Below are 23,712 nucleotides of genomic sequence, written 5' to 3'. Positions count from 1 at the left end.
AGGGAGGGAAAGATCATGACACTTGATGAAATCAAGGCCGCCGTCGATGCCGGCCATACCGTGCATTGGGCTAATACCGGCTACGTTGTCCACAAGGACCGGCTCGGTCAGTACCTCATCACCTATCAGCCGAACGGCAGCTGCATCGGCCTGACCGACCGGGAAGGGCAACGGTTGAACGGCAAAGAGGCGGAGTTCTTTATCGCGCGATCGAAGGACAGCGCGGAAAATCCGGGCAGCCAATCAAGACCAGACGGGCAGGGGAGGGGCGTAGCACCCGTAGGCGCGGGGGCATTCCCACTCGGACGGCAGCTCTGACCCGTGGGCGGGGCTGAAAGGAAAGCAGGCTTTCTGATTTGTGATCCCTCAAGGGGTCGAGAAAGCAATCCCGGATGCGCTGGCAAGGACGTCAGACACCGGCCAATCCAAAAGGAACCATCCCATGTTCGCAGGAACCCTCACCCGCAATGTCGAGACCGCAGCCGCTCAGTACACCGGCATGATCCACTCGACGCGCTTTGACATCGCCATCCAGTTGGAGGCGCGGGCCAAGATGTCCGAACGCAGCCCGGATTTTGACGTGACGGCAGTCAACAAATCAGGCCGCAAGGTGCGTATCGGCACGGCCTGGAACGAGACCGGCAATACCAGCGGCAACCTCTACATCTCGATGCAGATCGATGTCGGCCTCGGCCCGTTCCGGGTCAACGCGGTGCAGACGAATGAGGCGCGCGCGGCCCAAAGCGGCGCGTTCGAGATCATCCCGCTGGTCTCGAACGGCCTGATGAAATCCGGCTCGATCTCGGGCGAGCTCACCGCCATGGACGCTGACAACGCCTTCACCGGCTACATTGCCAACATGATGTTCGATCTGGAGTTCATGCTGATCGAGAACAGCTACAAATCCGAGGAGACCCACCCCGATTACCGGATCGAGGTCAGCTCGCCCCGGGGCACACCGATCCGCGTCGGCTCGGCCTGGATGGCCAAAAGCAGCCGCACGGGCAATGACTACCTGTCACTGCTGATCAACACGCCCGATGGCGACCTGCGCGTCAACGCCGTGCAGAACGAAGAACAGCGCGGCGGGCAGACCTTCTCGATCATCCCGTTCATCGACAGCGGTGAGCAGCCGCAGGACGCGGGCGCGGGGCTCTCCTTGGTCGCCTAATCGGCGCGCGAGGGGGAGACGACCTGAACCGAAAGGGGAGCCGTGGGACCACGGTTCCCCTTTTTTCATGTCCGTTTGCGTAAAGGACGCCACCCGCTTGCGATCATGTGCAAATGCGATACAATAATATATTATCGCAACATCGAGGGCGGGCGCGTGGCGGCTAGATCAGGGACGGTTCTATGGTTTGACAACTTTGATGTTGAGGCAGAGGTTGCAGATCTCCTCGCCCATATCGAGCGCTGCACCGGATTTGCGCTACCCGCCCGACAGCGCGCCGTCATCATGTCCCATGCGACGGCGAAGCTCGACAAGAACCGGCAGGCGTATCTGGACCCCAAGGCAGCAGGAAAGTCGGTATCCACCTCGCGGCGTGCGTATCTGACCGACCTGCAGGACACGATCTTCATGGCGATCCCGGAGGAAAACCTCGCGCGGATGCCGCTGAGCGAGCAGGTTCTCAACGACCCGTCATTTTACGCTGACGCCATGCACAGCGCCGCTGCGATCAGCGAGGATGAGCTTTTCATGGCGCTGTCCTCTTCGCTGAAAGACATGACAGTCCAAGACGCCCGCGCGTTCGTCTCGAAGCTTTGGCACGGCACGATTGACGACAACGCCCGCAAATATGCGGAAGCCCTGAAGCGCCCCGAGCGTGAAATCATGCCTCTGCGGCCGGGGAACACTGTGTAAGATCGAAGCCATTCTCTTGGCTTGAGCCGTACCGAGGTTGGCTGCCTCAAACCCCCTTTCCCAAAGGTGGCACCCTGTGCAGCGCGCGAAAGCCGTTGAAGGCTCTGTGGGGACGTCTACTGTCGCCAACATGATTAACCGGGATCACATGCGCGCCTTCTTTCGGCGCACCGCAGCGCTTGTCGCTTTTGTCGCCGTGCTCTGGGCGATCCAGGTCGTCAACTGGATCACCGGCTACAGCCTGAACCCGGCGTTCGGGCTGATCCCGCGTTACCTCGGTGGCTTGGATGGTGTCATCGCAATGCCCCTTCTGCATGGAAGCTTCGGTCACCTGATGGCCAATACGCCGCCGCTGCTGGTAATGGGTGGGCTGCTGGTGGCCACGACCACGCGGGCCTTGCTGCCGGTGAACGCCGTGGTGATCGGCCTCGGCGGCGGACTCGTGTGGCTGTTCGGCGGCTCGGCGATCCATATCGGTGCGTCGGGGCTGGTCTTCGGCTGGTTCGGCTTCCTCGTCGTGCAGGGCCTCGTGGATCGCTCACTGATCACTTTGAGCGCTGCACTGGTGGTCGGTGCGCTTTATGGCTCCATCCTCTGGGGCGTTCTTCCGGGCCAACCCGGCGTGTCGTGGGAAGCGCACCTCTTCGGTGCCATCGCCGGCGCGGTCGCTGCGTTCCTGATCCGAACGCATGTCCATGCGCCGCGCTTGGGCGGCGTCGATCTGGACTGAAGCAATGCACTCGGCCAAAACCGGACATCGGTGACGGATACAGCGAAGGTCCGGAAGCGACCTTCTTGGACTTTCAGGGCCTCGGTGACGGCGTCTTCGTTCGTAACGGTGTCCCTTAGGGAAGTTGCGAAAAAATCGCCTACAGCGATCTTGTATCGCGCAAGGAAGATCCTATCTATGTCTTATCGGTATGCCGGGCTTCGGTTCGGTTCGGAATAAAATCGCTGTACTTAGGGTCGGTTCACCGATCCGTGGAGGGGCTAGTTCCCTCTGACGCCTACCCCCCAAGCGGCCCCTGTGGCGGCGGCGGGGCGGCGGCCCCCCGGGCGACCCCGGGGGGCCAGCATAAGGGATAAGGACGGTCTCTCCGTTCCTCGCGCTGGTGGCGACACCCTTCCGCAATCCTGCGGCAGGGCCAGCAGAGGAGGCCATAACATGGCTTACGACACCGACGAGATCAGCCAGCGTGGGACACGCGAGACAAAACGGAAGCGCAAGCCGACGTGGAAGTCTCGCCTGTTAAAGGGCGCATTCTGGGTAGCCTGGGGGATGGGGAAACTCTTTGACCTCATCGAATGGCTGTCCCGGTTGTCCGGCGACTAACCGCGCGACCCTTAATGTTCGCATTTGGCGAAAGGAGGACCGAGAATGCTAGGTGAAGCACTGAGATTGATCCGGGTCTTCCATGACCTGAAACAGAACGAGTTGGCGGAACGCCTCGATATTTCCCAATCGCACCTTTCTGATATCGAACGATGCCGGAAAGTGCCAAGTCAGGAAATCGTTGCACGATACGCCGAAGAGTTTGATCTGCCAGTCAGTTCGATCTGGTTTTTTGACGAGAAGCTGACAGAAGGCACGACGCCGGGCGCTATCGAGAAAGCGCGTGGGGTTGTCGCTGACAAGATACTTGATTTTCTGAGGATGATCGAGCGGAAGCGAGCGTCATCATGACGAAGCGCCGCGACAAGTCCTATGCCCTCGATCAATGTGCCCTTTATCGGTGCAGCACACGCAAAAAGTTGTTCAAACTATTACAGACCAGTTCTGAGAAGTTTGCTGAGTTGAAGGCCGCACCCGATCTCTACAAGCCTCTGCGCAAGAAGAAAAAAGACGGAACATTCCGTCCTGTCCTTGCACCACGGGGCGATCTGAAGCGTATTCAACGGCGGATCGGAGAGTTGCTGCTGCGGGTGAAAACTCCGGACTACCTGATGTCGCCAGTGCGCGGTCGCTCGAACATCGACAATGCCGCACGGCATCGCGGTGCAGCAGCGTTCCATCTTCTCGACATCGAAGATTTCTATCCGAGCTGCACAGCCAGCAAGGTAGCATGGTTCTTTGGAAAATATCTTGGGTGCCCTCCCGACGTAGTGAAAGTCCTCCTTGATCTCACAACGCTGAACGGGGTTCTGCCAGCCGGAAGCCCTGCCAGCCCATCGCTGGCCTTCTGGGCCTACGCCGACATGTGGGACGAGATTGATCAGCTGACCCGTGATGCAGGATGCCAAGTTAGCGTGTATGTCGATGACATAACAGTTTCTGGGCAAAACGTTCCCGGGGTGCTGGTTCATGCGATCAAGGAGCGGCTTGCTCACCATGGTCACAGCTTCAAAGCGTCAAAGGAAATCGGTCAGATTAATGCGCCGGTAGTCGTAACGGGCGTGGTGGTGCGAGATCAAACGCTTCTCATGCCAAACGTTCAGCACCTAGAACGTCATAAACTTAGGGCAGAGATCGCGAAACTTCCCGAGGGATACGAGAAGGCTAAGAAGATGGCCTCTCTCATGGGGCGTGAAGGCACCGAGCAGCAAATCCTGGCGCGCAACCAGGCAAACTGATTTTCAATGATGGGTTAACATGACGACGGTTTTCTTTTCCTACTGCCACGCTGACGAGGCACTACGAGACCAGCTGGAACGCCAGCTCAGAATCCTTCAGCGTCAAGGCCTGATAGAGACTTGGCACGACCGCCGGATTGAGGCGGGGCAGGACTTCGCCGGTGAGATCGACGCGCACATTGAAGCCGATGAGATCATCCTGCTGCTGGTAAGCCCGGATTTTCTAAACTCTGACTATTGTTATGAGATCGAGATGACTCGTGCACTGGAACGGCATAAGGTGGGAGAGGCCATCGTGATCCCGGTCATTCTGCGCGATTGCCTCTGGCATGGCGCACCCTTCGGCAAGCTGATGGCCACGCCAACGGACGGTCGTCCGGTCACGCAATGGCCGGACATCGACCATGCGTTCCGTCTCGTCGCCGAAGCCGTTCAGGCGGCAGCAAAGCGCATCGGTAGTCCACAATCGGTCACCAAGCAGTCAGCGGCACCTGCCATCATGCAAAACACGCAGTCAGTCAACAGATCGACACCGGCTCAAGTGATCCGGTCAAGTAATCTGCGGGTGGCCAAAACGTTCACAGACCGTGATCGTGATGCTTTCCAGACCGAGGCGTTTGAGTTCATGGCAAAATATTTCGAGAACTCGCTTTCTGAATTGTCGGCTCGCAATCCCGAGATTGACGGGTCGTTCCGCAGGCTTGACGCAAATCGCTTCAGCGCTGTTGCCTACCATAACGGTCAGTCTGCTAGCCGCTGCACCGTGTTCATGGGGGGGCGGCATATGGGGGGCATTGCTTACACTGCGACCGAAAATGCAGACACCAACGGGTTCAATGAGAACCTAACCGTCGAGGCCGATGAGCAAACCCTGTATCTGCGGAGTATGGGGATGGCACACTTTGGCCAAAACAGAGACCAGAAGCTGACGTTCGAGGGTGCGGCAGAAACTTATTGGCACATGTTTGTGAAGCCACTTCAGTAACCGCATCAGCAACTTTAGGGGTGTCTGGTTTTGTTTGACGATGCGTCCATCAAGGTTGCGAAATCTTCTTGGCAGAATGGCGGAAGATTACGGGCGCGAGACCAGTCTCGGGATCATTTTCGTTGAGGACAATTTTCCATGACCTAAATACTGCTTCGATGGGTGACCTGTCAGGCTTGGTGCCTGTCAGCGGACAGTTGACTTTGCTCTTCATGGGCCCCCGGGACTGAAATGCGCATAAGCCATAGGCACCGTTCCACATGATGATGTCGCCAATTTCAGGTGAGGCATAGCCTCCCATTTGGATATCCCCAGTGGGGTCGAGCACCAGTTTCCAGTCTTGGCCATACGAGAGGCAGAGGTCAGGTCTGTGATCTACATAGTGAATACTGAATAGGTCGTCGCCTTGGCCATTCAGTGTCGCGAAACCAAGGTCTTCATCGAGTTTTACAACAAGCATGGCGAGTTCTGCCCCTCTGCCAAAGTTACAGAGACCGATTTCTCCCACTTCCAAGTCGGCCATTGGCTTGAGATTTGTTGAGAACAGAACTTCCATGATACTACGTTACTTTCTATCTACATGCGGCATCTTGAGTCGATTCTTGAGACCAATTCATCCTACTGGCCGAACGCACGTAGAGAGAACTGACATAGTGCGAATGGTAGCCGACCAACTAAAAATGCGTGGCTTACCACCTACCCTCTATTGCCCCTATATCTCACGCCAATGCCTCGGCGGCTAGGTCTGATTCAGCGGATCCAAATCCTCGAGCGGGCGCCGCGTGAGAGGAGGTTGCCAGGTACTTGCGTTAAACAGACTCGCGCAGATCGCAACGAATGACCACAATTCGCCCATCACGTCGAATGCTTGGAAAAGTAATCCTTATAGTCGGCAGCGGCGTCGCCAGCACATCAACCTTGGCTTATGCCTTGCGGCCTCCCCAGCTCGGCTTCGCGTGTCGCAGGGGAGAACGGCCCTTCGGTCCGTCGCGCATTCGGCCATGCGGCCTCACCGCGGCGTTGCGCTTGGCGTCCCGGTTTGCCCGCCTCGCGAGCACGTCCCTCCCCGGCCGCTCCGCCGGATTGCGCTCTGGTCTGTTTTGCTTGAGAGCAAAACGATCCCGCCACTCCATCCGTCTCCCGCGTCCGGTCGGGCCGTTTGCCTGCTCGGGTCGGTCAAACCTACCGTCAAAACACACACACATGAGAGCGGAAGCATATCCTCCGGATGGCCCCCAAATCAGCCCGCGTCAAGGATCGCAAAACTTTTCGGCGAGGGCGGGGCCGGTGGCTTGGGGTGAACCCTTGCGTGAGCGCGCGCATGTGTGGGGTGTTGCGCGCGGAAAACTTTTGCGCCCGGCAAGCCGGCGGCTGCGCCGTCCCTGACCCGGGCAGATTCGGAAACCAGGCATTCGGCCATGCCCCCACACTCACGTGGTGGCCTTGGAACCGAACACTGGAGACCAAACATGGCTTACGACACCGCAAACACCTACGAGACCATCGAACTTTTCGGACTGACTGAAAAGGACGCGCAGCTGCCGATCCCGGAGGATCACGTTCTGACCGACCACATCGTCCGCGAGAGCTTCGAGGCTTTGCTCGGTCAGCTGCGCGGGACCGGGCTTGAAGCGGAAATCGAACCGCTGGCCCATGGGCTCGCGACGATCCTCCAGCGGCGCAAGGTGGCGCTTGGTAAGGAGGTCGACCGCACCGCCGACAAGATCGGCGCGCTGGCAAAATCCCATGACGGATCGGAGATCGCCGAGACCGCGATTGAGGAGGCGCAGGCGCGCTTTGTGCAGCTGCGCGAGATTGTCGGCGCCATCGAGGTGATGAGCGAGGCAGCGGCGGAATGCTACGAGATCGAGACGGGCCACGCCTTCATCCCGGCAGCCGGGTCCCGCGCAAGCGTCCGGGCGCAAGAGACCGGGGCGATCTTCGAGGCGCGGCAGCTCCTGGAGCAGCACGACCGCGAGACTGCCGAGAAATCGAAAGTCGAGGGGGTGCCCCTGATCGTCTCAGGCGCCACCGACTGGACCGATGTCGATGTGATCTTCAACACGCTCGACAAGGTTCGCGAACGGATCAAGCAGAACCGCAATCAGGAGATCTTCCTCTGCCACAAGGGTGGCAAGCACGGGGCGGAGATGATTGCGGCTCGGTGGGCGCGCGCACGGGGTGTCGCACAAGCGCGCTTCGATCCGCGCTGGTCCGCGCATGGGCGGGCGGCACCGTTCAAGTGCAATGACGAAATGCTGGACGACAAGTTCGCGGCGACGGGGGTTGTACTCTTCGGCGGCAACGGGGTCGCGCTGAACCTCGGGCAGAAGGCGGAAGCGAAAGGTCTGACGGTCATGCGGGTTGCGGACCCGGCGAAGAAGGCGTCGCAGGATTGAAGAGAGGGGGTCGCGCTTGGCGCGGCCCTTTCGTCATGTCTCATGGCGCGTGCGGTCGGTCACGCGTGATCGGGAGCTCGCGGCGGCCAGCACCGTTATCCCTCTACCAAGTCCGTCAGCGTGCGGCCCATCCGCATCGGTACGGGTTGGGGATGGTGCGCACCTCACGCACATCGTCAGCATCGCAAGACACGAAGGCTCGAAACGTCGCACTTGAGGCTGAAGACTTGTGCGTCCCTCGGGTGGTGTTTCGGAATATCGCATCCACGCGGGCGGGCTCCGTCAGCACCCCGGCCAGGCTCGGCGGGACGCGGACGCGGATGATGGCGGCTGCGTGATGGCAAAGATCATCCGGATCACTCCTTTTTGCTCATCGATGTGGATCGCACGGGGTCGGCCCGTCCGTGCCCTCAGCTCACGCTTCGGCAAGCACAAATACGGCTTCCACGGCGGAGCCGCGGACCCTCCGCATTTGCGCTTGCGACCGGGCCTCTTGCCCCCATGCCGGGTGATCCCCATCGCAACAAGGAGTAACCCAAATGACCAACCACTACGTCGCCACCGTCCCCGTCAAGTTCACCGACACCGATGGCCAGGAGCGCACCCGCTTCCAACGCGTGGGTGCGATGTTCCGCAACACTCGCAACGGGGACGGCTCGGAGTTCTTCAGCCTCAAGCTCGACTTCCCGGTCGCGGTCTCGGAGCTGGTCATGTTCCCGCCGAGTGCGAAAGATCCCCAGGACTAAATCCTCTGACGAGGATGGGCCGCCCCAGGATGATCTTGGGGCGGCCCGATCCCTGTTCCAGGGATGCCGTGTCCGGCGGTCAGATCGCCCGAGGCGACTTCACGAAGTTGCCGGTCGCTGCGCATTCATCAGACGCACCTCCCCCGGAATGATCAGGTAGCGACAGACCGGCCAGTCAGCCTCAAGGGGGCCATCCACAAAAACCTATCGGCCAGGGCCTCCCGGTTTTTGCGGCAGAGATTTGGGGGCCCAAATCTGGCCCTCCTTGACCCTGCCTGTCCGCCCTGTCGGTGGGGTTTGCGCCCGCCCGCGGTTCCGTCCGAACACGTGGTGTTCGGCCAGACCCTCGGGCGGGGCTGGTGGACGGGACCCCTAGGACAGGTGGGTCGCCCGGTGGTGAGGGCGGCAGAGCCGCGTCCCTGCGGGCCGCGGCGTGAAGCGGACACCAAGGCTGCCTGAGACTGAAAGCGACGGAAGTATATAATTGACAGCTAGGTATATTATCGTAAGGTAGGGGCAGCCTTGGTGGAAGGTGGCAGGAAATAGGGGGCCTTTCTTCGCATGTCGCGCTCAAAACGTCTCACAGATGCGGACCGCATGGAGATCGTTCGCGAAGCCGCGGAAGGCGTTTCCACTTCAGTGCTGGCGGAACGGTTTGGCGTGTCGGTGCGGGCGATCCAGTACACGCTCAAAGCCGATGCCGAGCGCCAGACGGATGCCGCAATTCCGGTCTCAGCGGTCAGTGTGAAGGTCACGGCGGCGGAGCTGGCGGCGCTCGACGAGGTGCTGGCGAAGGCGGGGATCGAGAGCCGGGCCGAGGGGCTGCGGCGGCTCATTCAGGCGGCAGGCGGGGTGTTCGTTCCGGACGCGCAGATGGCGGCCGAGATGGCGCGCTACCGCGCTTCACTGCACGAGGTCGGCAATGGGGTCACGCAAATCGCCAAGCAGATGACGCAGGCCAACCGGCGGGGGCAGGGGGCCGTGGGGGGCACGAGTGCCGAGTTCACCGAATTGCGCCTTGCCCAGATGCGCGGGTTGGCGCGGTTCATTCTGGATTCTGCTGACGAGATCGATCTGCTTCTGCGCCGCCGTCGTAACGCGATGCAGCTGCAGGCCACGGCCGCGCTGAGGGAGTTTGCGCATGCGGCTGAATGATGCCGTCCATGCCGTCACGGGCGAGGTCTTTCGGGATGGCTGGAGCCGCGTTCGGGGCTCGATGCAAGGGCTGCACGTGGCCAAGCAGACCCAGCTGACGCGCGCGGCAGCAGGGCACCGTCCGGCGGTCTTCAAGGCGATCCGGGGCGGGGGCACGCATACCAAATCGCAGCTCGCAAACCAGCTCGACTACCTTACCACCAAGTCCACACATATCGTGGACAGTAGCGGGTTCCTGGATGGCAAGACGAAGCTCGAGGCGGGTGACATCAAGGACCTGACCGAGCGCTTTGCCAAACGGTGGGATGCGGGCTTCAAGCCCAAGCTCGGACAGACCACCCACATGCTCATGTCCTTCCCCATCGGCACGCGTGGGGAGGATGTGCGCGACATCGCGACGGATGTGGCCGAGCGGTTCTTCCAGACCGAAGAGGGGCATTTCGATTACATCCTCGCGGTGCATGAGGACCGCGATCACCCCCATGCGCATCTGGTGCTGAACCGTCGCTCGCAGGAAGGCGAGTTCTTCTTTCTGGGGCACAACCATCGCTTCAACTATGACGACTTCCGCCTCGCCATGGTCGAGGAGGCGGAGAAGTACGGCGTGCGGCTGGAAGCCACGCGCCGGGTGGATCGCGGGGTTGTGCATTACCCAGCCCGGACCAGCGAGGTCTACGCGGCCAAGGACGAGGGTCGCGCGCCCCGAGAGCGCGAACGTGTGGGGCAGGACCTGGCGCGGACGCTGGCGGAGATCGCCAACACCAGAACCGTCTACCATTCGCTTGCCGCGGAAGCCTCCCGCGAGGCCCGCGAGGATATTGCCGCAGCCCTCTTCCGCGCGGGCGAGGTGCTGGCGCGGGGCGGGCAGGTGGATCGAACAGGAGATGTCTATATGGCCGAGGATCAAAGTTTCGAGGATCTGAGAAGCCTCTATGCGGAGAAGCTCGCACGGGTGCAGGGCATGATCGCCGAGAAGTCTGACGCCGAACGTCCCGTGCTGGAAAAACGCCTCATCGAGATCCAGACGCAGGTCCAGCACATGCAGCCACTCGGATTGCGATCATCCACGCTGTCAGAGACCCCCTCAGAGGGCGGGATCTATTCCGAGGCCAATATTGACGCCAGCCAGCGCGAGCGACTGGCAGAGCCCGATCTGAGATCGCGCATTGACGCGGCACTACACGGCACCGGGATCAGCACATCGGAAGTGGTGGCCCGGATCGAGACGGGCGCCTCAAATGCAGCGCTCGAGCATCAATGGATCGCCAATGATCTCTCCAAAGTGGCTGAGGCGCGCGATCTGAACCTCGAGCGCCGCGCCGATCTGGAACAGGCGCGCGACATTCTCAACGATGTGCATGTCGCGCTTGGCACGCTGCTGGAACGGGAGAACGTGCTGCGCCGGGATGGTGTCATGGAAGCGGAACCGGTCAGCGAGCAGTTCCATTATCATGAGGGCGCGGTCCGGGCGATGGAAGGGACAATCCGTCAGGAGATGCGCGCAGAGGGCCTGACAGCGCAGCAGATCGAGGACCGGGATCGGGAGGTTGTCTCAAGGGCGGAGCGCCGGATCGAGACCGAGCAGCGCGCGTATCTCGAAGCACACCCGGACTTGCTCGCACGCCCTGGCGATGTGATTGACCGGTCTGAGCCCTACAGGGAGACCATCACCGATGCGGCCCGCGCCAGTGAGATCACCCGCGAGGTCGACCGGATCATGGAGGGACGCGACGTCCGCACGCCCGTTGCAGATGCTGTCACGGATGACTTACGCGCGCGCTATCCGGACATGCCGTCCCACCTCGCCCGTGGGCTTGGCGCGACCTATGCGGCCGTCGTCGAGATCCGGGACACGGAGGCCATCAATCAGGTCCGCCGCGAAAACGAGATGCGCGACGGGCTTGCGTCTGGCACGCGCGACGCGCTCCTCGCAGCCCGCGGTGAAACTGCGCCGCAGTCTCACCGTGCCGACCGCCTTGCAGACGAGATTGCGCGTGTTCTGGACCATGAGCGGGCCGGGGAGTTGTCCGCGCCCTTCGAGACCGAGGCGGAGCGGGACGCCTTCCGTGGCGAGATCGCGCGGGTGCTGGACGTTCGCCAACTCGACCGGCTCACATCTGGCGATGCCGATGCGCTGGACAAGGTTCTCGAGGACCGCCTCGACCGGCTCTATGTCGCCAAGGTCTATCTGCAATCGGATGCAGCGACGGCCAACACGGAGGCCTTGCGCCAGGTGGTCGATGATCTTGCCGACACCGAATACGAAAAACACCGCGCGACAGATGTGGATGGCGAGACCGAGCGGGGTCAGGTCCATTGAGCGCCTCCATGGGAAAAGCGCGGATCGCCACGGGCGTCCTGCTTGTGACGCTGTTGACCGGGGCCATAGGCTATACCATCGCCTCGGCGGTGCTGACCTACCAGGATCTCGGCTTCGGGGCCGAGATCGACTTTGCATATATCGCGCAGAACTATCTGGCGATCCTGGACCGCCGCCCGGAGGACGCGCAACTTATTCACCTGATCATCGGCAGCTTCGCCGCCGCCGGCCTGATGCTGAGCCTCGCCCTCTCGGGGTCCGCCCTGACACGGTTTGGCCAGACCCATTGGCAGACCGCGCGCGAGATGAAGGCCAATGGGTTCTTCGGGGCGCCAGGGACCGGGTTCATCCTCGGCAAGCTGGGGCCGCCGGGCTCCCGCGCCAACTACATCTGCTCCAAGGTCTTCCCCCATGCGCTGATCGTGGCGCCCACGGGCCGCGGCAAGACTACGGGCTTCGTCATTCCGAACCTGCTGACTTGGCAAGGCTCCGCCGTGACGCTCGATGTGAAGGGCGAGTGCTTTGAGGCCACGGCCCGGCATCGCGCAGCCCAAGGTGACAAGGTCTATCGCTTTGCCCCCACCGATTGGGAGGGCAAGCGCACGCATCGCTACAACCCGCTCCTGCGCATCTTTGAGCTGAAAGATCCCGCGCGACAGCAGATGGAATTGCAGCTCCTGGCGACGCTCTTCCTGCAGAGCGACAATGACCGGGTGCAGGGTCTCCTCAAGGGCGGGATCGATCTCTTCGTGGCAGCAGGCCTGCTGGCCTTCCAGCGCAAGCGCCCCACCTTGGGCGAGATCTATCGCATCGCGGCCTCGGGCGGGAACAAGCAGAAGGAATACTTCGCGCGCGGCCACGAGGTCGACAACAGGGCCGCCAAGCTGATCTTCACCCGGCTGGCGTCCACCAACAATGACACGCTGACCTCTTATGTTTCGCTCCTGATGACCTCGGGGCTCGACCAATGGCAGAACCCGGCCATCGATGAAGCGACGGCAGTCTCGGACTTTGATTTCCGCACGATCCGGAAAAAGCCCTTATCGGTCTATCTCGTGGTCCAGCCGCTGATGGTAAAGCCACTCGCACCGCTGATCCGGCTGTTTTTCTCCGACCTGCTCTCGGCCATGCAGGAAAAGGACCCCGGGCCGGATGAGCCATGGCCCGTGATGATCATGCTCGACGAGTTCAATCGCCTCGGCAAAATGCCCATCGTGGTCGAAAGCATCGAGACACTGCGCACCTATCGTGGTCACCTGGCCGTGGTCACCCAAACCATCCCCGCCCTCGATGAAATCTATGGCGAGAACACCCGCCGCGCCCTGCAGGGCAATGCGGGCGTGAAGCTCTACCTCACGCCGTCAGACGAAAAAACCGTCGAGGAGCTGAGCAAGGCGGTCGGCAAGACCACGAAGACCGTGGTCACGCGGTCCCAGTCCATCGGCAAGAACCCCTTTGAAGGGCGCAGCCAATCCACACGGACCGAAGAAAGTTCGTTGTTGCCTGAGGATGAGGCGCGCCGCTTGCCGCTCGACGAGATCGTCATGGTGATCGATGCCCAGATGCCGGTCCGGGCAAAGCGGATCCAGTATTTTGACGATCGGCTGTTCAAGGCGATCCACGCGGCACAGACGGGCGAGTTGCCGTTTCCGGAGCCAGGGGGAGGGGGGTCGCAGGGCAATCTGCCGCTGAGTGTGCGGGCCATGCCGATGTCACCGCCTTCGAACGGACCAGGTGGGTCTGACGCCGTTGTGGAGACCGCACACCAAGATGCTGGCAGCCAAACGTCAAAGCAAACCGACGTCGCTCCAAAAAAGACCGCGCCTGTCGTTCAAACCGTTATCGCCGAGGAACAGCGCCAGATGGAGATGGATTTTGGAAGCCAGGTCGCCGATGCAGAGGCAGCGAGCGTAGCTGATGAGGCGCAGATGCGCTCTGCAGTCGATGGCTTGGAGGACATGGAAGCGATGCTGCGAGAGGAGGATGGTGAAAGGCTGGTTGCGCGATAGGGTGGCGGGCATGGCGACCTGCGCGTAGCTTCCGTAACGCTGAATGTCACAAACGATGCTTTTTGACGCCGAAAAAAGGGGCTGGTTTGCATGACCGTTCGATCTTTCGCTCGGAACGTCGTGGGCAGGGTCCAGCCATCTCCACCTTGTTCAGATTATGCCCCGAGACGGCGCAGCCGCTTGTCGATCTCGGCGGGGGGTAGGTAGACCGCCTCATCCGCCCGCCAGATTTGCAGGGCGGAGACAAGAAGCCCGACATCGCAGGCTTCGGCGGCGTGCAGCTCGTCGATGATCCAGAGGACGCCATGAACGCGCACCGCGCGAGCGGTGGCGACCTTGCGTAGAAGGTTGTCGCCGGTCAGGAGGATGCCGTTTTCCTGGCAGGTTGTCGTCACGAGGGCGAAGCAATCATTGGCCGACAGGCGGCTATGTTCCCGCTTTAGAGCGAAAACCCGCGCGACTTCTTCCCCCGGCAGATCGTAGGTGGCGAGGCCGCCGTCTTCGAGCATCCGCCATTCCTGCGCCGTGAAATCGAGCAGCTCCTCCTCACGGATGGGCAGGGGCACGATGAAGCGATAGGGCAGCCGCAGCAGGACGTGCAGCAACTCTCCCTTCTTCAAGTCGATCAGACAGGACGCATCATTGACGACAACACAGGTCACTGGTCACGAGGCCCCCTGATGTCGCGTTCGACAACGCTCAAGGGGAGCCCGAGCATCTGCGCCGCCCGCACGGGGGAAATCATCTCCTCGCCGAGCGCGCGCCAGACGAGGCGCTCGAAGCGCTGCGGCTTCTCGAAGGCCGCAAAGCCCTCGCCTGGACCGATAGGCTCCGGCTCCTCGCGCCGCCAGCTTCGCGCATAGGTCTTGAACGCATATTCCACAGCGCTCTTCGACAGGATGCCCACCTGGCCGAGCCGCACGAGCATCGCGGCGGCGGAGACGCCATAGGTGCGCTTGAGCCGCATGATCTCTATCCAGGTCATGCCGTGACGGTTTCGGCCAGCTTCCTCTTCCAGATGCTCACGCGGAATGAGGAACGCCCCCGCGAAGCGGTGCATCGAGGGCTCCTTTTTCAGTGCGGCATTGCCGGTTTCGGTGATGATCCGGTGCGCGAGTTCGTGGGCGAGGTTGAAGCGCTTGCGTTCGACATTGGTGTGCCGCGAGACGACGATCACCTCAGTCGGTGCGCCCTCCGCCCGTTCGACATGACAGGCCAGCCCGTTGATGCGTTCCGGGAGATCGGCCTCGATGACCTTGAGTCCCTTGTCTTCGAGCAGGGCGGTCATACTCGGGATCGGGTCGATCCCAAGCTGCCACTCGCGCCGCACGTCCCGCGCCTTGGCGTCGATGGCCTCTTCATCGGCCACCATGTCCACGCGCAGCGCGGCGAAGGGGTCTTCAGCGGGGTGCATATCGAGGATGTCCTCGATGGCGAGATAGTCTTCGAGCTTCTCGATGACGATGGATTCCGCCATCGCGCGATCCTGCGCCGAGGCGGTCGAGTTCTTTCGCCACTCGACGCTTTCCAGAGCTTCGACCTGACCGCCGAGCAGGAAGTCCAGTGACACGCCGAGCGCCTTGCCGAGGCCGACCAGCACCGACGAGGACGGCATCATCTTGTCCGCCTCGTATTTGCTGATGGCCTGCGCTGACACGCTTGGGGTTACGCGCTCCGCGAGCGCTTGCATGGATAGACCCGCCCGCTTGCGGGCAAGCCTGAGTCTTTGTCCGAACATGATCCTCTCCCGGCGGTTATTGTTGTGGTTGATAAACGCCATTTCTTCCTGTATATTTAAACACAAGGTTGTCGCATCGTCAACCGAAATCGACACGTGAGGCTTGAAATGTCTAAGAAAAATCAGCATGTTGTGCCGCATGAAAGCGGTTGGGCAGTGAAGGGGGCGGGTAACTCCCGCGCGTCTTCCGTCCACGGCACGCAGCGCGAGGCCATCACGGCCGCGCGGGAATCCGCCATTCGTCAGGGCAGCGAGATGCTGATCCACGGCGAGAACGGTCGCATCCGCGAGCGCAACACCTATGGCAAGGACCCGTATCCGCCGAAAGGCTGAAGGGCATAAGCGGAATGGATGTCAGGATGAGCAACGGTGGGAACAACAGGCAGATACGTCGCATCCTCTCCATCGACGGGGGCGGGATTAAGGGCACGATGCCCGCTGCATTCCTCGCGGGGCTCGAGGAAGATCTGGGCCAGCCCATTGGGCGCTATTTCGATCTCATCGCAGGCACATCGACGGGTGGCATCATCGCACTCGGCCTTGGCCTCGGCCGCACGGCAAAGGAACTGCTCGAGCTTTACGAGCGTCGCGGGCCTGTCATCTTCGGTCAGGACAATGCGGATGATGAACCGCTGGGGAGGATACGGCAGGCATGGCGCACCCTCACCGCCACAGGTCGGCACGTAGTCGGTCCAAAGCACGATGCGGCAATTCTTGCCCGTGAACTCAAGGCCGTTCTCAACAACGATCTGATCGGGCAATCACAGACCCGGTTGGTGATCCCGGCGTGGGATGCCGATCTCCGCAGCCCTTATATCTACAAGACCGCGCATCACACACGCCTGCAAACCGATTATCGCAAGACTGCGCTTGATGCCGCCCTGGCTACGGCAGCGGCACCTACGTATTTCAAGCGACATCGCACTGCTGATGATATTGGCCTGACCGATGGCGGGACATGGGCCAACAATCCCACAGCCATTGCTGTCGTCGAAGCCATCACTCTTCTGGGGTGGCATCCGTCAGACCTGCGCATTCTGAGCCTGGGGTGTCTGGACGAAGTCTACATGCTGCCCGAAAGTCCAGGGTTTGCCGGACTCGGCCTCAAAGTCCTCAACCTTTACGCGGATGGGCAATCACATGGCGCCCTCGGCATGGCAAAACTTCTGACGGGACATCCTTACGATGGGGATCGCATCTACCGCATTTCGCCGTCTGTCCCGAGCGGGTTTTTTACCTTGGATGACACCACGAAGATCGGCCGCCTCAAGGGCCTCGGTATGTCAGAAGCCCGAAAAGCAAAGCCCCACCTGACCCCGATCTTTTTCACCCAGCCTGCCGATACCTTCGTGCCGGTCTATCAACTCAAGGAGAAAGCGGCATGAATCAGATGTTGCGACAGCCGCTGACCGACAGTGATATTCGGCGGCGCACGCAGATATTCACCATCCTGGACGAGATAGGCGAGGATCTGGACCTCACCGAAACCCAGTTTGATCGTGCGCGCCAGAGCTATGGTGCCGTCGGAGACTGGCTGTCCGGTTCAACTGATCCCCTACTCGTCAGTGTTCTGGTCTATCTCCAAGGGTCCAGTGCGCTTGGAACGGCCGTGAAGCCAATCGGGCGGCGGGAATTCGATGTCGATCTGATCTGCTTTTGTGCAGGTATCGCGTCCGGCATCTCACCAGCGACCCTGAAGGCGGCGGTTGGAAACCGGCTCAAGGAACACGCCACCTATGTGCGCATTCTCGAAGAAAAAAAGCGTTGTTGGCGTCTCAACTATGCGGGGGACTTCCACCTCGACCTATCCCCGACGATAGCAAACCCGGTCTGCGGCAACCGGGGCGAATTGGTGCCCGACCGGGCTCTGAAGGAATGGCATCCGACAAACCCGCGGGCCTACAAGACCCTGTTCGATGAGCGCGCCGCACTCCGGCCTACCTTTGTGGGCAAGTTTATCGCCATGCAGCGGGACGAGGCGACGGTGGAGCCGTTCCCCGTCCGAGAAGCAGTGAAAGGCATCCTGCGCCGCATCGTGCAATTGCTCAAACGGCACCGCGACGTTTTTTATCAGAACAACACGCAAGACGTGGCCCCGATTTCCGTTATCATTACCACCCTTGCGATGCAGTCCTATGCCTATTGCGTGCGCAACCACGTCTTCCATGACGAAATGGATCTGTTGGTCGAAACGATCCGGATGATGCCGCACTTCATCGACCGCCCCATTCTGGACGGACGGCGGGGCTATGCCATCCTGAACGAGACAACCAACGGGGAAAACTTCGCCGACAATTGGAACAAGGATGAACGCCGGGCACCAGCATTCTATGCGTGGCACGCACAAACTCTGTCCGACTTTGAAGTCCTTCGCGATGCTGTTGGTCAGGACCGTGTGTCATTGAACATGGAGCGTTCGTTCGGTTCCGGTGTCACCGGACGGGTTCTCGGCAACCGCGTCAATGCGGTGTCGGATGGTCGCAAATCGGGTCTGCTTTCTGTCGCACCTGTGGTCGGGCTGACGACATCGAAGGTCGCAGCATCAACGACCGTGCCCACAAATACGTTCTTCGGTGATTGATGATAGGACGAGGCGGGCAATACGACCTGACCCTGTCGCAGCAGCTGCTGTTCCTGAAGGCAAGCCCGGCTATCAGTGGTGTGGGGCAGGTCCGCGCAAACAAATTGACATGGCAAGAGCCTATACAACCGACCGCCTTGGCGCGCTCCTACCTTGCCACTATCACGCTTCAGCCGGGTCAAACGCCCGGTGTTCAGATAGACGACCCGGATCTGGAGTTGCTGGCGGCAGGGCGTCCTTTGCCTCACGTCTACAGAGATCCGCTGCGCCTTTGTCTTTATCTTCCAGGTGCCAGGGAATGGGACGCGCGGAAGCGGATCGACCAAACCATCATTCCGTGGACTTACCTTTGGCTCTATTATTTCGAAGATTGGCTTTGGTCAGACGACTGGAAAGGTGAAGGGCAACACCCCGGCGAAGAGCCTGAGCCAGTTGGCAATCGGGCGATGCGCAGGGCCGTGGCACGGTGCTAAAATTGTCGATTCCGCCTGTGGCAGAAACGGTCGTGTTTGGCCACGTGCCTTGTGTCGCGAGGGATCAACCGTTTAGCAATGACAAAAACCCGCGGCGAAACCTTTGCAGTTTTGGCAAGTTTTTGGCACCTGGCTGTCACCGCCTGCCCAACCTACCAAGTCTCGAAAGCTGTGCCAGCATTCGGGCGCCTGTTCCGGTTGCGTCACCCGGACGAGCCGCAGTTGGCCCTCCAGCAGTATTTGGCCGGCTCGGCAAGGCTTGCACGCCGAAGAATTGTCGCGCTCGCAGGGCTGCGTATTCAGCCCCAGTTGCGCCACCGATGGCATAGCGATTGTAAACTTGTTGGCTACCTGCAAGCCCTCTGGCGAAGGCATAGCTTCCCCCGAACCCGGCTGAGAGTGCTGGCATCATGATGTTTCCGGAAATCGCCCGAACCAAGAAAGGCGTTGCTATGATGAAACCCTTTGCCATCAGCACCATCATGAAAAATGGGATAAGGGCCCCTATGTTCGAGGCTCCCTCCGGGTCGCCAAGCTCGGCAAGAAGCGCCCGAGAGACCCCCGTGATCGTCGCGAACACTCCGGCGACGACGATCGGATACATCGCGAATGAAATGAGCGCGGATAACCAGCGCGCGAAATAATCCTTGGTCACCTCGAACAGGGTCAAGAAGATCATCACTGGCGCAATGCCAATTAGCAGAGCGATCATGAGCCGGGACGCCACAACAATGAACGCCGCCAACCCGCCAAGAATCGAGAGCAGCAGAACCCCAAGTGTGTCAAGCAAGGCACCCGCCATCCAGTTCAGCTCAGATCCCGCAGCATTCAGATAGTCCCCGAGCGCTGCAATCAGTTCGTCAAATTCCTCTGCAAAGGTACCGGACGGACCAGGTGATCCGCCGCCGACAGAAGCCACAAGTGCCCCGGCAATGCTGTCAATTCCGTTCAGTATTGCTGAGGCAAGCGCATTGAACTGGACCCAGTTGGCCGCGAAGACCCCTATAAGTCCGACCTTCACGGCCAGCCAAAAGGCAGTTCGGCCGTCCATGGCGCGATACTGGTAGATCATGTTGATGAAGACCAGAATGACAACCAGTGTTGTGCCCAGAACCAGCAACGTGCCGACCGTTGCTGCGACCGCACCAAACTGAGTTTCGGCAGCGGTATCTAGATACCCTTCGGACGTTTCCACGAAGTAGGTGACGACACTCATGGATTGCTACCAGTTGCCAGCTGCTACGCAGATTGGCATGGCGGCGCGGCGCAGTTCATTTGCCTGTCGTCGGTATTCGGACGTCGCTTCTACAACGTCCCAGTATTTAGATGAAGCATAGCGCTCTGTGTAGAAGCGTACGGCGTCCTCCCAAGTTGGATACCGTGTGGGACAGTCGCAGTTTTGCGAGTCTACGACGCGCTCCATGCTTTGAGCCCGATATATCTGTTGGATCAAAAGGCGCTTATAGGATTCGCGCACATTGATGTTCTGCATCCACTTCGGCTCAGGTGGCTGGTCTGGGCAAACATTTGGGTGGTTGTCGAGCGTCGGGATCAGGTTCCGCTCGGCTACGCCAGCAGTTGTGCCAAAGATCAAGAGCAGGCCAGCGACTGCAATAGCCCGTGTCATTCCGATGCCGCCTTCATTGTACCAGTCTCACGCTTCAAGAAAGTGGTGTAGCCGTAGTCGCCGGCTTCGGCGGTGATAACCTCCCACCCTTCCGCGCCGCGCTCATTCAAAGCACGTCGCACCTCGTCGTAGTCCTTTTGCTTCTTCACCGGAAAGAACAGGATGTCATATTCAAAGGTTTTCATGGGGAAGTTCCAATCTCAGTTGCGCCGGGGAGGTAGAATTCGGTGATGCCGCGTTTGCCGTCATGGCGACCGGCCTGGATGATCACGTCAATGGAATTTTCGATGTACTGGATCATGTCGGCATAGGTCATCGGGATTTCGGTCTTGAGTGCAGCGATCGCGAGCCGCTGCACGGCCAATTGCGGGGTTTCGGCATGCAGCGTGGTCATGGACCCGCCATGGCCGGTGTTGATGGCTTCCAGAAAGGTCATGGCCTCCTTGCCGCGCACCTCGCCCAGGATGATCCGATCGGGGCGCATGCGGAGCGTCGCAGTGAGAAGCACATCGGCGGTTTGGAACTCCGCGTCGCGATTGGCGATGAGGGTCACGGCATTGGGCTGGGTCGGCAGAAGCTCGGAGGCTTCCTCAATGGTGACGATGCGTTCCTCGGCCGGAACGTGCGAGAGGATCTTGCGCGCGGCCACGGTCTTGCCGGTTGAGGTGCCACCCGAGACGATCATGTTGAGTTTGTTCTCGACGCAGAAGGCAAGCGCATCATCGATCAAACCCGCGGCCACCACGGCGCGCAAGGCGCGCTTCTTTTCCACGCGCAGGTCTTCGAGCTTGCGCTCTTTGCCATAGAGAAAATCGAGCGCAATGCCCTCGAGTGGCAGGCTTGAGAAGAACCGCAGGCTGATCGACATGGCCGAGAGCACTGCGGGCGGGGTGATGACCTGTGCGCGGATCGGGCGCCCCTTGTAGGTGATCGAGACCGAGACGATGGGGCGGTCCTTGCTCATTGTTGTATTGGCCGAAGAGGCGATCTGGTTGCCGAGGTCCCTGACCTGAACGCCCGTCAGCCTCTGGTCCAGCGCTCGCATGAAGTGATCGCCCTGGAATTCGCCCCAGCAGGTGCCATCAGGGTTGATGCAGATCTCGATGACATCGTCGCGAGCGGCGGCGTCGATCCGGTCGAGCGAGGTTTCAAGATAGCTCAGCGACATGGCCTCAGAATATCTCCAGATCGCGGTCGACCATGACCGTGACGCGTGCGCCCTGGTCGACATAGATGACGGGGCCGATGGAGAGGTAATCGCCAATGACGCTGTCCGTGGCATCTGCCAGATCATCGCCCACGTCTTCGAGAACGTCGGCTGCAGTCTCATCCTGGACCTCGGAGGCGGCGGCACTTGGTGCGGCCGAGATCAGCGAGATCAGGGCGGCCGACCCGAAACGCTCGGCAAAGCGTGTGTCCACAAAGCCGGTGACACCGGAGCGGCCCAATTCATCGCCCCCGAAGGAGCTGATCTGGACGGTCTGGCCCGCGGGCAGGATGATCCGGTCCCAGGCGATCGTGACGCGGCGCTGCGCGATATCGACGCCAGCGCGGTAGCGCCCGATGAGGCGGGAGCCGCGCGGGATCAGGAGGCGGGAGCCATCGACGCTGTAGACATCCTCGGACACCACGGCACGGGTCTGGCCGGGCAGTGAGCTGTCGAGGGCAGTTTCCATGACGGCCTGGATCATCGTGCCCTGTAGAATCGTGTTGGACGGGTTTGCGATGATCTCTGCCTGCGTCACGGACGTTGGCAGCGCGCCGTTCAGCACGAAATCCGTCACCTCGCCGAAGGTGCGTTCGGTCAGAGCCGTTTCATTCGCTCCGGACGTGCCGCCAAACGCGATGGTGGGCGAGGCGATGCGCCGCTCCTGGAAGGCGCGTTCCTCCGCGGCGCGGCGCTCCAGATCGGCCATGCGCCGGGCTTCTTCCTCCCGGCGCAGTCGCTCTTGCTCGCGTGCGCGCAGCTCATCTTCCGTGGGGCCCGCTGGGGCGGGTTGGGGTCGGCTGGCCTCGAGTTGGGCCAGTTCCAGATCCATGCGGAGTTGTTCAAGACTTCGATCCCGCGCCGTCAGTTCGTCCTGGAATCGTTGCTGTGCGGCTTCCGAGGCGGCTTGTAGCGCAGCGATCTGAGCGGTCAGCGCGTCAATTGCCTCTGCGGCGGCGGTGTCTTCCTCGACAACTGGTTCAGGGGCGTTGCGCAACTCCTCGATCTGGGCCTGCAGGGCGGTGATCTGCGCCAGAAGCTCCGCGTTGGGCTCGACGGGGTCTGGTCCGACGAACACAACCTCGGGCTCGGGCGGGGGCAAGGTCTCGATAGCGCCAAAGCCATCCCCTTCGTTTTGGAAGACGTCCGGAGTGGCCGTCGGCAAGGCTTCCTCTTCGTCGGGCTGTGAGAGGAGATAAAGCAGGGCACCACCCGCGCCGATGACGAGGACCACGACCAGCGCGAGAAGGGGCGACCGGCGCTGCGCCGCTATGGGCGCGCGGGCACTGCCTTTCTCAAGGGCGGCGAGGCGCCTTTCCAGCTCGGTGTTCCCGGTATCGCTCATGAGGTGGCCTCCGCGGGCGGGATCGCCTCGATGCAGACCACCTCTTCGCCAAGTCGCAGGACCCATTGGCGGTTCACGCCGCTGACGCGGATCACGCCGTCCTCAGGGGCTTGCGTGTTGACCGTGCGCTCACGGCCGCCCGCGTAGCGAAAGATCGCGGGCACAGGCGCGTTTCTTGGAAAAGCGAAATACGTGAACGTCCCGTCATCCCAGATGCGGGTTGGCGTGAACTCGGTCCGCGCGCTGGCACCGTAATTGTAGTTTGGTGCTTGGGCGGCGATGGCCCGGGTCGGGCGCGCATCGTCCTCCGGATAGCGGAACTGCACCACGTAGAAGGTCGGGCTGCGGACCTCCTCGACGTTGAAATAGTAGCTTCGCCTGTTCGTGTAGACCGTCACATTGGTATGGACACCGCGCGCGACGGGCTTGATCGCGAAGGCCTGCCCGCCCGGCACGCCATCGATCTCGAAGCCCTCGGTATCGCCCGCGATAATCGAGCGGATGCTTTCACCCTCTCCAAACTCGATGGTGGTGACATGGGTGAGCGAGACGCTGAGGCGGTAGACCTGGCCTTCCTGGTAGGTGGCCAGCCGCACACGACTGTCATTTGGACCACCGCGCGGGATCGCTTCGGCAAAGGCAAGGCCGGGCAGCAAAACAAATATGGCAGCAACAAAGACCCTATTGATCAA

General features: G+C 60.9%; 24 protein-coding genes. 16 read left to right on the top strand and 8 right to left on the bottom strand.

Annotated features, from left to right (window positions below; translation table 11 throughout):
• Positions 1-15 precede the first annotated feature (15 nt).
• From VWY60_RS01340 to VWY60_RS01305, 8 genes are all read left to right on the top strand, one after another.
• Entirely contained in the window at positions 16-318 is a 303-nt protein-coding gene (locus VWY60_RS01340; RefSeq protein ID WP_416592438.1) for a hypothetical protein, read from the top strand.
• Between the two features lie 124 nt (positions 319-442).
• On the top strand, positions 443-1,171 hold the full coding sequence (locus tag VWY60_RS01335; RefSeq protein ID WP_416592437.1) for a DUF736 family protein: 729 nt from the start codon (positions 443-445) through the stop codon (positions 1,169-1,171).
• Between the two features lie 156 nt (positions 1,172-1,327).
• Positions 1,328-1,864: a hypothetical protein gene (locus VWY60_RS01330; protein ID WP_416592436.1), complete on the top strand. Its 537-nt coding sequence runs from the start codon at positions 1,328-1,330 to the stop codon at positions 1,862-1,864.
• Between the two features lie 148 nt (positions 1,865-2,012).
• Entirely contained in the window at positions 2,013-2,594 is a 582-nt protein-coding gene (locus VWY60_RS01325) for a rhomboid family intramembrane serine protease (protein WP_416592435.1), read from the top strand.
• A 435-nt stretch (positions 2,595-3,029) separates the two neighbouring features.
• Positions 3,030-3,197, top strand: coding sequence for a hypothetical protein (locus tag VWY60_RS01320; RefSeq protein WP_156108168.1), 168 nt, complete (start codon positions 3,030-3,032; stop codon positions 3,195-3,197).
• A 45-nt stretch (positions 3,198-3,242) separates the two neighbouring features.
• Positions 3,243-3,548 (top strand): helix-turn-helix transcriptional regulator, encoded by a 306-nt coding sequence (locus VWY60_RS01315; protein ID WP_037240913.1) that lies wholly within the window; start codon positions 3,243-3,245, stop codon positions 3,546-3,548.
• Entirely contained in the window at positions 3,545-4,435 is an 891-nt protein-coding gene (locus VWY60_RS01310; RefSeq protein ID WP_416592434.1) for a reverse transcriptase family protein, read from the top strand. The genes VWY60_RS01315 and VWY60_RS01310 overlap by 4 nt, the downstream gene beginning before the upstream one ends.
• A 19-nt stretch (positions 4,436-4,454) precedes the next feature.
• Positions 4,455-5,420: a toll/interleukin-1 receptor domain-containing protein gene (locus tag VWY60_RS01305; protein ID WP_093362908.1), complete on the top strand. Its 966-nt coding sequence runs from the start codon at positions 4,455-4,457 to the stop codon at positions 5,418-5,420.
• A gap of 49 nt (positions 5,421-5,469) precedes the next feature.
• On the opposite strand, the gene VWY60_RS01300 is transcribed toward VWY60_RS01305, so the two are convergent.
• Entirely contained in the window at positions 5,470-5,976 is a 507-nt protein-coding gene (locus VWY60_RS01300) for a hypothetical protein (RefSeq protein ID WP_416592433.1), read from the bottom strand.
• 913 nt (positions 5,977-6,889) lie between these two features.
• On the opposite strand from VWY60_RS01300, the gene VWY60_RS01295 reads away from it, so the two are divergent.
• The 5 genes from VWY60_RS01295 (at position 6,890) to VWY60_RS01275 (ending at position 14,049) form a co-directional block, all read left to right on the top strand.
• Entirely contained in the window at positions 6,890-7,819 is a 930-nt protein-coding gene (locus VWY60_RS01295; protein WP_416592432.1) for a DUF2493 domain-containing protein, read from the top strand.
• 539 nt (positions 7,820-8,358) lie between these two features.
• Positions 8,359-8,565, top strand: coding sequence for a hypothetical protein (locus VWY60_RS01290; protein WP_007120662.1), 207 nt, complete (start codon positions 8,359-8,361; stop codon positions 8,563-8,565).
• Between the two features lie 561 nt (positions 8,566-9,126).
• On the top strand, positions 9,127-9,720 hold the full coding sequence (locus VWY60_RS01285) for a helix-turn-helix domain-containing protein (RefSeq protein ID WP_416592431.1): 594 nt from the start codon (positions 9,127-9,129) through the stop codon (positions 9,718-9,720).
• On the top strand, positions 9,707-12,040 hold the full coding sequence (locus VWY60_RS01280; protein WP_416592430.1) for a relaxase/mobilization nuclease domain-containing protein: 2,334 nt from the start codon (positions 9,707-9,709) through the stop codon (positions 12,038-12,040). The genes VWY60_RS01285 and VWY60_RS01280 overlap by 14 nt, the downstream gene beginning before the upstream one ends.
• Positions 12,041-12,048: 8 nt before the next feature.
• Complete coding sequence (locus VWY60_RS01275; protein ID WP_416592429.1) at positions 12,049-14,049, top strand: type IV secretory system conjugative DNA transfer family protein; 2,001 nt, start codon at positions 12,049-12,051, stop codon at positions 14,047-14,049.
• Between the two features lie 155 nt (positions 14,050-14,204).
• Here VWY60_RS01275 and VWY60_RS01270 read toward each other — a convergent pair whose 3' ends face one another.
• A complete protein-coding gene (locus VWY60_RS01270; protein ID WP_416592428.1) occupies positions 14,205-14,711 on the bottom strand; it encodes a type II toxin-antitoxin system VapC family toxin in 507 nt (168 codons plus the stop codon).
• Positions 14,708-15,829 (bottom strand): XRE family transcriptional regulator, encoded by a 1,122-nt coding sequence (locus VWY60_RS01265; RefSeq protein ID WP_058123664.1) that lies wholly within the window; start codon positions 15,827-15,829, stop codon positions 14,708-14,710. The genes VWY60_RS01270 and VWY60_RS01265 overlap by 4 nt, the downstream gene beginning before the upstream one ends.
• A gap of 66 nt (positions 15,830-15,895) precedes the next feature.
• Here VWY60_RS01265 and VWY60_RS01260 point away from each other — a divergent pair, with 66 nt between their 5' ends.
• From VWY60_RS01260 to VWY60_RS01250, 3 genes are read left to right on the top strand one after another with little or no spacing between them, the layout of a single operon-like run.
• The gene (locus VWY60_RS01260; RefSeq protein WP_009815559.1) at positions 15,896-16,120 is read left to right on the top strand and encodes a DUF2188 domain-containing protein; all 225 of its coding nucleotides are present in this window, start codon (positions 15,896-15,898) and stop codon (positions 16,118-16,120) included.
• Between the two features lie 26 nt (positions 16,121-16,146).
• Positions 16,147-17,172 carry a CBASS cGAMP-activated phospholipase gene (locus VWY60_RS01255; RefSeq protein ID WP_233486458.1) on the top strand — a complete coding sequence of 342 codons (1,026 nt, stop codon included), beginning with the start codon at positions 16,147-16,149 and terminating at the stop codon, positions 17,170-17,172.
• Positions 17,169-18,368, top strand: coding sequence for a nucleotidyltransferase (locus VWY60_RS01250; protein WP_416592427.1), 1,200 nt, complete (start codon positions 17,169-17,171; stop codon positions 18,366-18,368). The genes VWY60_RS01255 and VWY60_RS01250 overlap by 4 nt, the downstream gene beginning before the upstream one ends.
• A gap of 609 nt (positions 18,369-18,977) precedes the next feature.
• Here VWY60_RS01250 and VWY60_RS01245 read toward each other — a convergent pair.
• The 5 genes from VWY60_RS01245 to VWY60_RS01225 all read right to left on the bottom strand — a co-directional run bounded on the left by VWY60_RS01245 (position 18,978) and on the right by VWY60_RS01225 (position 23,712).
• On the bottom strand, positions 18,978-20,057 hold the full coding sequence (locus VWY60_RS01245; RefSeq protein ID WP_009815563.1) for a type IV secretion system protein: 1,080 nt from the start codon (positions 20,055-20,057) through the stop codon (positions 18,978-18,980).
• A 407-nt stretch (positions 20,058-20,464) separates the two neighbouring features.
• Complete coding sequence (locus VWY60_RS01240) at positions 20,465-20,653, bottom strand: hypothetical protein (protein WP_009820227.1); 189 nt, start codon at positions 20,651-20,653, stop codon at positions 20,465-20,467.
• Complete coding sequence (locus VWY60_RS01235) at positions 20,650-21,636, bottom strand: ATPase, T2SS/T4P/T4SS family (protein WP_416592426.1); 987 nt, start codon at positions 21,634-21,636, stop codon at positions 20,650-20,652. The genes VWY60_RS01240 and VWY60_RS01235 overlap by 4 nt, the downstream gene beginning before the upstream one ends.
• Before the next feature lie 4 nt (positions 21,637-21,640).
• Positions 21,641-23,020, bottom strand: coding sequence for a TrbI/VirB10 family protein (locus VWY60_RS01230; RefSeq protein WP_416592425.1), 1,380 nt, complete (start codon positions 23,018-23,020; stop codon positions 21,641-21,643).
• On the bottom strand, positions 23,017-23,712 hold the full coding sequence (locus VWY60_RS01225) for a TrbG/VirB9 family P-type conjugative transfer protein (RefSeq protein WP_416592424.1): 696 nt from the start codon (positions 23,710-23,712) through the stop codon (positions 23,017-23,019). Before VWY60_RS01225 ends, VWY60_RS01230 begins: the two co-directional genes overlap by 4 nt.

It is taken from the genome of Phaeobacter sp. JH20_26 (assembly GCF_048056275.1).
Lineage (GTDB): Bacteria > Pseudomonadota > Alphaproteobacteria > Rhodobacterales > Rhodobacteraceae > Phaeobacter > Phaeobacter bryozoorum.
Note: the sequence above shows the minus strand (reverse complement) of the source record. Positions and strands in the feature narration are given on the sequence as shown.

Bases quoted from the DNA above. Each gene is read 5' to 3' on its own strand.
- VWY60_RS01340 (WP_416592438.1), top strand. From the start codon at position 16: ATGACACTTGATGAAATCAAGGCCGCCGTCGATGCCGGCCATACCGTG.
- VWY60_RS01335 (WP_416592437.1), top strand. From the start codon at position 443: ATGTTCGCAGGAACCCTCACCCGCAATGTCGAGACCGCAGCCGCTCAG.
- VWY60_RS01325 (WP_416592435.1), top strand. From the start codon at position 2,013: ATGCGCGCCTTCTTTCGGCGCACCGCAGCGCTTGTCGCTTTTGTCGCC.
- VWY60_RS01320 (WP_156108168.1), top strand. From the start codon at position 3,030: ATGGCTTACGACACCGACGAGATCAGCCAGCGTGGGACACGCGAGACA.
- VWY60_RS01315 (WP_037240913.1), top strand. From the start codon at position 3,243: ATGCTAGGTGAAGCACTGAGATTGATCCGGGTCTTCCATGACCTGAAA.
- VWY60_RS01310 (WP_416592434.1), top strand. From the start codon at position 3,545: ATGACGAAGCGCCGCGACAAGTCCTATGCCCTCGATCAATGTGCCCTT.
- VWY60_RS01305 (WP_093362908.1), top strand. From the start codon at position 4,455: ATGACGACGGTTTTCTTTTCCTACTGCCACGCTGACGAGGCACTACGA.
- VWY60_RS01300 (WP_416592433.1), bottom strand. From the start codon at position 5,976: ATGGAAGTTCTGTTCTCAACAAATCTCAAGCCAATGGCCGACTTGGAA.
- VWY60_RS01295 (WP_416592432.1), top strand. From the start codon at position 6,890: ATGGCTTACGACACCGCAAACACCTACGAGACCATCGAACTTTTCGGA.
- VWY60_RS01290 (WP_007120662.1), top strand. From the start codon at position 8,359: ATGACCAACCACTACGTCGCCACCGTCCCCGTCAAGTTCACCGACACC.
- VWY60_RS01285 (WP_416592431.1), top strand. From the start codon at position 9,127: ATGTCGCGCTCAAAACGTCTCACAGATGCGGACCGCATGGAGATCGTT.
- VWY60_RS01280 (WP_416592430.1), top strand. From the start codon at position 9,707: ATGCGGCTGAATGATGCCGTCCATGCCGTCACGGGCGAGGTCTTTCGG.
- VWY60_RS01275 (WP_416592429.1), top strand. From the start codon at position 12,049: ATGGGAAAAGCGCGGATCGCCACGGGCGTCCTGCTTGTGACGCTGTTG.
- VWY60_RS01265 (WP_058123664.1), bottom strand. From the start codon at position 15,829: ATGGCGTTTATCAACCACAACAATAACCGCCGGGAGAGGATCATGTTC.
- VWY60_RS01260 (WP_009815559.1), top strand. From the start codon at position 15,896: ATGTCTAAGAAAAATCAGCATGTTGTGCCGCATGAAAGCGGTTGGGCA.
- VWY60_RS01255 (WP_233486458.1), top strand. From the start codon at position 16,147: ATGAGCAACGGTGGGAACAACAGGCAGATACGTCGCATCCTCTCCATC.
- VWY60_RS01250 (WP_416592427.1), top strand. From the start codon at position 17,169: ATGAATCAGATGTTGCGACAGCCGCTGACCGACAGTGATATTCGGCGG.
- VWY60_RS01245 (WP_009815563.1), bottom strand. From the start codon at position 20,057: ATGAGTGTCGTCACCTACTTCGTGGAAACGTCCGAAGGGTATCTAGAT.
- VWY60_RS01240 (WP_009820227.1), bottom strand. From the start codon at position 20,653: ATGAAAACCTTTGAATATGACATCCTGTTCTTTCCGGTGAAGAAGCAA.
- VWY60_RS01235 (WP_416592426.1), bottom strand. From the start codon at position 21,636: ATGTCGCTGAGCTATCTTGAAACCTCGCTCGACCGGATCGACGCCGCC.
- VWY60_RS01230 (WP_416592425.1), bottom strand. From the start codon at position 23,020: ATGAGCGATACCGGGAACACCGAGCTGGAAAGGCGCCTCGCCGCCCTT.